Annotated in this window: 9 protein-coding genes and 1 pseudogene; all 10 read left to right on the forward strand. The window is 47.4% G+C overall.

The genetic code is table 11. The features are described from left to right. The first annotated feature begins 46 nt into the window (after positions 1 to 46). The 10 genes and pseudogenes from ABID13_RS27275 to ABID13_RS27320 all read left to right on the forward strand — a co-directional run bounded on the left by ABID13_RS27275 (position 47) and on the right by ABID13_RS27320 (position 9,895). Positions 47 to 784, forward strand: a complete 738-nt coding sequence (locus tag ABID13_RS27275; RefSeq protein WP_007860040.1) for a GntR family transcriptional regulator — start codon at positions 47 to 49, stop codon at positions 782 to 784. A 365-nt stretch (positions 785 to 1,149) separates the two neighbouring features. Then, entirely contained in the window at positions 1,150 to 2,160 is a 1,011-nt protein-coding gene (locus ABID13_RS27280) for a uroporphyrinogen decarboxylase family protein (protein ID WP_007860039.1), read from the forward strand. Positions 2,161 to 2,202: 42 nt separating this feature from the next. Next, complete coding sequence (locus tag ABID13_RS27285; RefSeq protein WP_007860038.1) at positions 2,203 to 3,621, forward strand: YfcC family protein; 1,419 nt, start codon at positions 2,203 to 2,205, stop codon at positions 3,619 to 3,621. 54 nt (positions 3,622 to 3,675) lie between these two features. Then, the gene (locus tag ABID13_RS27290; RefSeq protein WP_045091929.1) at positions 3,676 to 4,953 is read left to right on the forward strand and encodes an L-cysteine desulfidase family protein; all 1,278 of its coding nucleotides are present in this window, start codon (positions 3,676 to 3,678) and stop codon (positions 4,951 to 4,953) included. A 161-nt stretch (positions 4,954 to 5,114) separates the two neighbouring features. Beyond that, positions 5,115 to 5,357, forward strand: coding sequence for a hypothetical protein (locus ABID13_RS27295; protein WP_276325555.1), 243 nt, complete (start codon positions 5,115 to 5,117; stop codon positions 5,355 to 5,357). Beyond that, a pseudogene (locus ABID13_RS27300) lies at positions 5,291 to 5,512 on the forward strand (family 4 glycosyl hydrolase); the annotation flags it as partial. The gene ABID13_RS27295 and the pseudogene ABID13_RS27300, both read left to right, overlap by 67 nt. 158 nt (positions 5,513 to 5,670) lie before the next feature. Beyond that, positions 5,671 to 6,534: a MurR/RpiR family transcriptional regulator gene (locus ABID13_RS27305; RefSeq protein ID WP_045091928.1), complete on the forward strand. Its 864-nt coding sequence runs from the start codon at positions 5,671 to 5,673 to the stop codon at positions 6,532 to 6,534. Positions 6,535 to 6,874: 340 nt separating this feature from the next. Beyond that, a complete protein-coding gene (locus ABID13_RS27310; RefSeq protein ID WP_048931243.1) occupies positions 6,875 to 7,798 on the forward strand; it encodes a hydroxyacid dehydrogenase in 924 nt (307 codons plus the stop codon). Positions 7,799 to 7,825: 27 nt separating this feature from the next. Continuing rightward, positions 7,826 to 8,524, forward strand: a complete 699-nt coding sequence (locus tag ABID13_RS27315) for an RraA family protein (protein WP_045091926.1) — start codon at positions 7,826 to 7,828, stop codon at positions 8,522 to 8,524. A gap of 63 nt (positions 8,525 to 8,587) precedes the next feature. Beyond that, positions 8,588 to 9,895, forward strand: a complete 1,308-nt coding sequence (locus ABID13_RS27320; protein ID WP_048931242.1) for a sodium/glutamate symporter — start codon at positions 8,588 to 8,590, stop codon at positions 9,893 to 9,895. Positions 9,896 to 10,059 lie beyond the last annotated feature (164 nt).

Consider the following 10,059-nt stretch of genomic DNA (forward strand, 5'->3'; position numbering starts at 1 on the left):
TTTGCTATACTAATATGTAAAAGAATTGTTAAGATTGGAGAAGTGTATGAAAGAGAAGAATGAGGAGTTCATTCCCAGCTATGTAAAAATCCAGAATTTTATTTTGGAAAATATACAGCAGGGAATCTATTCTCCGGGGGATAAGATACCATCTGAAAATGAAATAGCCCAAATGTTCTCCGTCAGCCGGATCACTGCTAATATGGCAATTAAGGAATTGTCGATTATGGGGGTGGTGACCAGGCAAAAAGGAAAGGGGAGTTTTGTCAGCGATTCTTCCGACTATTCCACGTCCTCCAAGATGCTGGCCCCCAATCTTTTTCTAAAGCCTTTGGTTCCCAAGAAGCATTGCCTGGAGCGGACCATGGTGATCGAAGCATATCCGGAGCTGTTAGAAAAGTTTCATCTAAAGGAGCATGCGCTGGTGTACGAGATCATCCGTTCCGTTCAGCATCGGGGTCAGCTGATGGCATTGGATTTCAGTTATCTTCCCATTGACCTGACGGGATATCTTCCCATACAGTCGGATGAGATCACCAAGACCTGTCTTCATGACTACCTGCAAAAACACAGTGAATGCAATCCAAAGTATCTAAGTATGTATATTAATACTCCCCTGTATTCTTTTATGCACTATGATAAACTGTCATTTACAGATCAGGAAAATCTGATCTGCTGGACCACAGATATCCTGAATAAAGAGAAAAAGACAATTGCAACCACCTTCACGATTTCACCGGAGAATAAAGGAGAGACGCCTTTTATGACATTTTCCATTGGGTGATAAAGAGGATCCGGGAGCACGGCAATTGAAGCAGCATCTCACAGAGAACGTTTATATGACCTGTGAGGTGCTTTTTTGTTGTTAAAAAGTTGTTAATACATATATACAACTTGAGACGGGTATAACATGGATTGATATTGAGGGTGTGTCAACCTTTTTTTATGGATAAAAATGTTCTTAAATTTATATATTATGACTATAATGAATAAAAAACCGTAAAATTTAGTGCAATATTTACAAAAAAACCATAAAATATTTGTCGATATTGAAGGCCAAACTTATATAGACAAGTTGACAATTTGATGATATCATATTGCCAAAAGATGTATATACATTAAGTCAATAATATAAAAAGGAGGACATAGATGACAAGAGAGGATAGAATAAGGGCGGCCCTTGCAGGCGGAGAGGTTGACCGGCTTCCCTGCAGTGTGTGGATGCACCTTTCCGAGGTGGATCAGGATCCCAGATCCCTGGCGGAGGAGATGGTTTCCCAAAATGAGAAATATGATTTTGATTTTATCAAAATGATGCCCTTTGGCGCCTACTCCACCCAGGACTGGGGAGCTAAGATTAAAATTTACTGTGACCGCTATAAGGAACCGGTGATCATTGAACCGGGTATCAGGGAGCTGGGCGACTACGGTATGATCCGGCCTTTGGCAGCCACTCATGGAACCTGGGGCAAGACCCTGCAGGTCACCCGGCATCTTTCCAAGATCGTACCAAAGCACACGCCGTATCTGCAGACTATTTTCAGCCCGGCCACAACGCTTAAAAAGCTTACCAGCAACCGTCTGATACAGGATATGGTGGAACATCCCGAAGAAGTACATAAGGCGCTGCGGGCCATTACGGATACGACCATCAGCTTTGTGCAGGCCAATATTGAGGCAGGGGTAAGCGGCTTCTTTTTTGCTATTCAGACCGCGACCTATGATTTTATGACAGATGTGCTGTACGCGGAATTCTGTAAGCCCTATGATCTGGAAGTGATCAACAGCTATAAAGATAAGACATGGTTTAACGTGGTTCATATCCATGGATCCAATATCATGTACGATACGGTGAGCAAATACCCCTGCAACTGCATCAACTGGCATGACAGGGATACCCGGCCGGATATGAAGACAGCAAGGGAAACTGTTAAAAAGACCTTCCTGGGAGGAATACAGGAGGTTCCGAATATTATTAACGGTGTGTTGGATTACGACAGTTTCTTAAGGCGGAGCACACCGCAGCAGGTGATCGGCCATGTAAAGCAGGCGATCGCCATGGTGGATGGAAAAGGTCTGATCATTGGACCGGGATGCGTGTGTGATCCCAGGACGCCTGAGGAAAATCTCCACGCAGTAAGGAAAGCTGCCGAATTTTAACAGAACTGACAATCATCATACATAGGGTAATGGAGGTAAGGTATGGATTTAAAAAAAGGACAGGAAATTGAGGCCAAGGCGGAAGCCAAGGAATTTCCCAGTGGTTTGGTAATTATATGCGGATTAATTTTATTAGCGGCGCTGTTGACGTACATCATACCGGGGGGAGAGTATGTCAGGACTACCGTTGACGGAAGAGAGATGGTAGATCCCAATTCCTTCTCATATGTGGCAAGCCATCCGGCATCCCTGCTGGAAATTTTTACATCAGTGCCAAAAGGATTTCAGGCAACCAGCTGGATCTGCTTCCTGATCCTGATCGTAGGCGGAGCATTCAGCGTGATCAGTGATACAGGCGCTATCCAGGCAGCCCTGAATTCACTGTTAAAGAAAAGCAAGGGAAAAGACATATTCTTTATTCCTGTTATTGTCCTGCTGTTTTCTATTGTCCCCACTTTGATGGGCACATTGGAGGCATATCTGGCATTTGTTCCTCTGGGAGTTATGCTGGCACGTTCTATGGGATTGGACGCATTGGTGGGAATTGCCATAACCGTGTGCGCGGGAGGCGCCGGCCTGGCAAGCGGAATCACGAATCCCTTCAACATCGGCGTGGCCCAGGGGCTGGTGGGGCTTCCTGTGTTCTCCGGTATCTGGTTAAGGATCCTGGCCTTTATCGGCTTTAATGTATCTGTTTCATTCTGGACCATGAAATATGCCATCATGCTGAAAAAGGATAAGAAGAACAGCTGGATCTATGATGTGGAGCAGCGTGCGGAGGGTTCCGACATGGTTGTGGAAATGCCGGAGTTCGATGCAAAAAGAAAACTGGTGCTTTTATCTGTTCTGGTAGGAATGGGCTACATCATCTATCTGGCTCTCACGGGCGGTGACTTTAAGAACGGCATTCCGGCCGTATTCCTGATGATGCTGGTAGTGGTTGGGATCGTTATGAAGTATTCTCCCAACGAGGTATTCCGCCGCTTTGGAAAGGGCGCTCAGGGAGTTGTGGGCGGTGTCCTGGTAGTGGGATTTGCAAAGGCGATCGCTTTGATCCTGGACAATTCCGGAACAGTGGATACCATTATCCATGCAGCGGTACAGATGTTAAACAATGCATCCGGCGTTCTCACGGCAGAGATCATGTACCTCATTGGCCATATCGGCAATTTCTTCATCATCTCCGATGCAGGACTTGCAACCGTATTGGTTCCCATCCTGTCCCCCATTGGAGACATGGCGGGAATCACACAGCAGACCGTATGTGCGGCTGCGATCCTGGGCGGAGCGCTGGGAAACATGATCATGCCTACTTCACCTCTGACCTCAGGCGCCATTGCCATGGCGGAGATTGATTACCGTGTATATTTAAGGTTTGTAATACGCATTTTCCTTACGAATTCCGTGTGGGCGGCCATCCTTGTGGCAATTGCAGCCATTGTTCAGATCGGGCCGTTTTAATAAAGTGCGCTTTCGGAGAATCCGCGGGTACACTAAAGTGCATTGGAGGAAAAAATGGAAAGAAATTCTGCATTATATAATCAATATATTGAGATCATAAAAAGAGAACTTGTGCCGGCAATGGGATGCACGGAGCCGATCGCTATTTCCTTTGCCGCGGCTGTGGCCGGAAAGCATCTGGGAAATCTGCCGGACCGCGTGACGGTGGAGGCCAGCGGCAACCTGATCAAGAATGTAAAAAGTGTGATCGTGCCCAATACAGACGGCTTAAAGGGGATAGAAGCAGCGGCGGCAGCGGGTCTGATCGCCGGAAATGCGGACCTGTTCCTGGAGGTGATCAGCCAGGTGACAAGCCGGCAAAAGGCGGAGATCCGCGAGTATCTGGACAGAAAGGTCATCAGCGTGGAGATCGCCAAATCAGATATTGTCTTTGATCTGATCCTCACAGCCTGGGCCGGGGATGACAAGGTGGTGGTCCGCATTGTAAATGAGCACACCAATATTGTTTACCTGGAAAAGAATGGGGAAGTCTTACTGGAAAAACCGTTCAGCTGCGGAGGTTCTGAGTCAGACGAGGAGAATGTGCTGACAGTGGACGGAATCCTGGATTTTGCCAAAACATGTGATCTGGAGGACGTGAGGGAGATCATCCGGCGTCAGATCAGCTATAACATGAAGATTGCAGAGGAAGGCCTTGACAATGACTGGGGAGCAAATGTGGGCAAGGTTATTTTAAAAACCAATGACCCCAAGGATGTCAGGATCCGCGCAAAGGCCAAAGCTGCGGCAGGTTCCGATGCACGCATGAGCGGATGTGAGCTTCCGGTGGTTATTAATTCAGGAAGCGGAAACCAGGGGATCACGGCATCCGTGCCTGTGATCGAATATGCCGGGGAGCTTCACAGCACCCAGGAGGAGCTGTACCGTGCCCTGGTGCTCTCCAACCTTCTGGGACTCCACCAGAAAGCAGGGATCGGACGTCTGTCCGCTTACTGTGGGGCGGTAAGTGCCGGCTGCGCCGCGGGCGCCGGGATCGCGTATCTTATGCATGAGGATGATAGGGTCATCAAGCATGCCATTGTAAACTGCCTGGCCATTACCTCCGGGATCATATGCGATGGAGCAAAACCATCCTGCGCGGCAAAGATCGCGTCCTCCATTGACGCGGCGTTTCTGGCCCTGGAAATGGCCAGGGACGGCCAGGAGTTTAAGGGCGGGGACGGAATCGTAAAGAAAGGCATTGAGAATACGATCGTAAGTGTCTCAAAGCTGGGCAAGGATGGAATGAGGGAGACCGACAAAGAGATATTGCGGATCATGGTTGGGGACTGATGATCATATAAGTGCAATTTGTGCAAGATCAGGCATGACTACATTTTTTGTAATCATGCCTTTTTTGCGTTCTGTACACATATCCATGTGAAAGAGGGAAACTATGTTTGGAAAATGGATCAGGGACAAAAGGATTACAATCAGAGCGCGGACTGGACACTGTGAAGCTGCAGGGCGAAGGGATTGAACTTTTGGCATCGCCCGGACAGGATGTGAAGACAGGGGATCCCATTCTCCGTTTAGACCGTGATATGAAGATAGTTTTTTCGAGGGGGAGTCTTGTGAAGATAACAAAGGTAATCAATAACAACTCAGTGGTTGCACTGGCTGACAATGGGAACCCTTGGCCATGGGAACAATTCCGCAATTCCAGAAGGGTCTTATGGAACAGCAGGTATCGGTAGAAAAACTGGTGGTTGAGGCATGGATCGAACGGTCGTATCAAAAATTATGGCAGGCAATGACACTGTCCCGCACCGTACCAAGCGCGAAGGTTGCAAAGGAAGTACTGGATGCCCTGATGAAAGCCAATGGCGACTTCTGGCCGAAGTTGAGCTGAGACATGGGAAAACAGCCCGCGCTTCGGCTCACTAACCAAGGCATAGCAGAAGAGTTTTGAAAATAGATTGTAGCGCTCACTTTTTTTTGATATACTCATGACAGAGAACACTACGGATTTTTATAAATCCAGATATATTTTGTTATGGGGAGGGAGCCATGAACCGATTATCAGAACGGCTGAAGGAAGCAAAGCTGACGCCTCAGCAGAGACGGATCGCGGATTACTTTTTTAAAAACCAGGAGCGGATCGGCAACATGTCGTCCATGGATGTGGCAAAAGAGATCGGAGTCAGTGACGCATCCATTATCCGCTTTGCCAGAGCCATCGGATACCTGGGATTTACAGATCTTAAAAATGATATATACAATTCCCTGATCGGGGAAACCAGTGCCTCTGTGCGGAATATGCAGCTTTCAGAACGGTTCGATGTGCTGGCAGGAAAATACCAGGAGGAGGATATACCTGGCGCGTTTGTGGAGATGATGAATTATAATATTACCCGTACCTTTCAGCAGAATTCCCTGGAGAGCTATGAGAAACTGGCCGATATGATTATTGAGTCCAAAAGAAAATATGTGGCCGGATTGCGGGGGTGCATGGGAGTGTCCGCCCATTTTTCAAGGTTACTGGGATTTGCTATAAACGGGGTCACCCATCTGCCCAGCAACAGTGAGACGGAAGTGTTGGGAGCACTACAGGATGTTGGACCGGAGGACATTTTTATCCTGTTTTCCTTTGCCCGTTATTATAAGATCGACATGCTTTTAATCAATATGGCCAAAGAACATAAGGGCAGGATCTGCGTGGTTACTGACAGTCTGATGGCTCCCATGATCAAATATGCGGATATTTCCCTTGTGGTGGAAACCTCCCATATGAGTTTCTTTAATTCGGCCATAGGCGCTGACATGATAGCGGAATATATAATAACCCTTGTATGCAGAAAGAATAAAGAGGAATACAGGCTGCGGGCCAGGGAGAGGGACATTATGACGGAAGGGTTTCGTCTGATGCAGTAAGATATGAATGAATTGTTAACATTTTGTAGTGAGATAACAAAACGAGCTGGTTTTAATTGGCTCGTTTTTTTTATAACGAACTTTAGGCTGGTTTATGACGAAATAAGCAGAGATTTTTCGGGAATACAGCACGGAAAGGTGCATATTAAACAAAATGTAGTATATACTACAGAAATATTTATTGTTAAAAAATATACTACAAATTATATATTGACAGTAGCGTATACAACAGCTATACTTATTGTACAAAAAGAAAAGCACACTACAAAAAACCGGTAGAATGTAGGACACACAACTGATAAGTCGTTAGAAGCAAACCATTAAAACTAGGAGGTTGGATATGCTTATTTATTTAAGCGAATATATTCATCCGGACGCAGTCCGGATGATCAGGCAGCGTGCAGATATCACTGACAATTTTAACCGTATAGAAGACATTGATGGGATTATACTGCGTACTGTAAACGTAAACCGCCGGATCATTTCACAGGCAAAAAAGTTAAAGGTGATCGGAAAACACGGAGTGGGGTGCAATACCATTGATCTGGATGCGGCCAGGGAGGCGGGCATCACAGTGGTGAATACGCCTTTGGCCAATACCAATTCAGTGGCGGAACTGATTGTGGGACTGATGCTGGATATAAGCAGGAACATAGCGGCATGTGACGCAAGGATCAGGGGAGAGGGATTTGCATGTATTGCTCCGCCTGAGATGACGGGGATCGAATTGACGGGAAAGACAGTGGGGCTTGTGGGCATGGGAAATATTGCCCGGCGCATGGGCGAGATACTCAGGAACGGATTTAGTGTAAGGCTTGTGGGCTATGATCCGTATTGCTCAGAGGAACAGGCAGCTTTCTGGGGGATCAGAAAATATGATGATCTGAATTCCATGCTGGAGGCATCGGATTTTGTGAATATCAGTGTCCCATTGACACCTTCAACCATGAATATGATATCAGAAGAAAACTTTAACCATTTTAGAAAAAATGCCGTTCTTATAAATGCCGCAAGAGGGGGTGTGGTAAACGAGGATGATCTGTACCATGCATTAAAGGAGAGAAGGCTGAGGGCGGCGGCCTGCGATGCGTTTGTTGAGGAACCGCCCAGGGGAACGAATAAGCTGATGACACTTGACAACTTTTGCGCAACCCCTCATATCGGAGCTAATACGGAAGAGGCCCTCTACAGGATGGGGATGGAAGTTGTGGAAGAAGTATTAAATGTGATAGATGGAAAGAATGTAAAAAACCGTGTTATATAAGCGAAAAAGAATATGGAGGAGAAAAATATGAGCAGGACAGGATGTGTGATCGTAAAGGACTTTAAGCGCCCGGAGCGAGCGTTGGTAGAGAGGTTTGCAGGCGTGGCAGCGGCCAATCTGGATGACTGTATGAACCGTATATCAGCGGCCCATGAGGATATCAGCCCGGTCAATAAAAGCAGTCTGCTGGGAACTGCATTTACTGTAAAAGTCCCGGAGGGGGATAATCTGATGTTTCATGTGGCCATGGACCTTGCAAAGCCGGGGGATGTGATCGTAATCGATGCCGGCGGTGATACAAGACGTTCCATTTTCGGAGAATTGATGGTTACATATTGCAGGAAACGGGGGATTAATGGAATTGTAGTGGATGGATCCATCCGGGATGTGGGAGCCATGGAGGTTCTGGATGATTTTGCTGTCTACGCCCGCGGGGTAACGCCGGACGGACCCTATAAAAATGGGCCGGGGGAGGTAAATACCCCCATAGCCTGCGGTGGGAGAACCGTCTATCCGGGGGATATTGTTCTCGGGGATGAGGACGGAGTTGTTTTTATCCGTCCGGGAGAAGCGGAGGAACTGCTGAAAAGGGTGGATGCCCTTCACGCAAATGAACTGAGGATTCTTGATACCATTGAAAAAGAAGGCACCTATATCCGGCCTTGGGTGGATGAAAAGATAAGATCACTGGGGGTTGGATATGTGGAATACATGGAGTATATGTAGTATATGGAGTACATGGGATTGTAAGACAGGGGTAATCTGAATTGGAATATTGGGGGTAATGTGATGTTTGCTACAGCAGTAAATGAATTAATGTTTCTGTTTTTATTTTTGCTTGCCGGGGTTGTTTTGCGTTCTGTGGTAAAACCACTGCGGAAATTATATCTTCCCTCCGGACTGATCGGGGGAGCCCTTGCATTGATCCTGGGTCCGCAGGTCCTTGGAATTATTAAAATTCCGGAGAACTGGTCCGGTATGGCGTCACCTATGATTAACATTGTATTGACAACCACGCTTTTTGGCATTTCCATCAGCATTTCCAAAATGAAGTCCTTTGCAGGAGCCATCAGCTCCAACCTGCTGTCCTATTTTTCACAGCTTGCAGTTGGGATACTGGCAGCTTTGGGCCTGCAGAGGATATGGACCGGGCTTCCTAGGGAGTGGGGAGTCATGACTGTATTTACATATTGGGGCGGGCACGGGGCCGCCACCTCCTCTGGAACCCTGTTTGAGGAACTGGGTGTAGAGGGGATGCTCAGCATTGGCCTGATCCTTGCGACTCTTGGACTGATCGTTGCCATGGTGGTGGGAATGGTATGGGTCAATATTGGCGTGAGAAGAGGCTGGGCAAGGGCCTTGTGCAATGCTAAGAACAAAGGAAATGACAGGAAGAGTGACTATATTCCAAAGGAAAAGCAAAAACCTCTTGGCCATGCAACGGTTGCTTCTGATTCCATCAACGGCCTGGCCATGCAGATGTGCTTTGTGTTCCTCAGCATGTGGATCGGAAGCGTGCTCTTTGGGCTGATCGCAAAGGTGATCCCGGCTGCCAGCAATATCCCGTCCCTTCTTTACGGCATTGTGGGCGCGATCATCATATGGTCTGTTTTGCGGAAAACACATTTGGATCCATATGCCGACAAGGATACCATTGATAATATAGGGGGAGTGGCTCTTGAAATCTGTATCTGTTCAGCAACGGCAACCCTGGATCTGAATTTCTTTGCAAACAATCTTGCTCCGATCATGATCCATATGCTGATGATCATCGTGCTCATGTCCTTTGTGTGTATGGTGCTGATGCGGCGCTGGTTTGGAGAGGATTGGTTCCCCCTGGCACTGATGTTCTTTGGGGCGGGATGCGGCTCGACCCCAAGCGGGCTTGCCCTTGCGCGCTGCGTGGACCCTGATGTGAAGACGGAGAGCTGGGAAGCGTTTGGTGTGGCACAGGGGTGTTTTGTGCCCGTCACCTCCACCCTGGTTGCCATATTGCCGGTGATCGCCGTCAATAACCTCTGGATACTGGTGGGGATCGGGGCCGTGATCTCAGCGGCCATGATCGTGTTTAATGAACTGGTGGTGAGAAAACGGTAGACGGCCCGGGTTTAAGGTTGATCTATAATAATGGCCATAAGTGATAACCGGTATCCTGATGGGGATACCGGTTCAGACTGTAGACAACTAGCCTCCTAATAGGAGGCGGTTGTCTTTTTTCTTTCACTCAGGATTTCGATGTAGTATAATAGTACTATACGAAA

The organism is Enterocloster citroniae (assembly GCF_040545455.1).
In the GTDB taxonomy this organism is placed as follows: domain Bacteria; phylum Bacillota; class Clostridia; order Lachnospirales; family Lachnospiraceae; genus Enterocloster; species Enterocloster citroniae.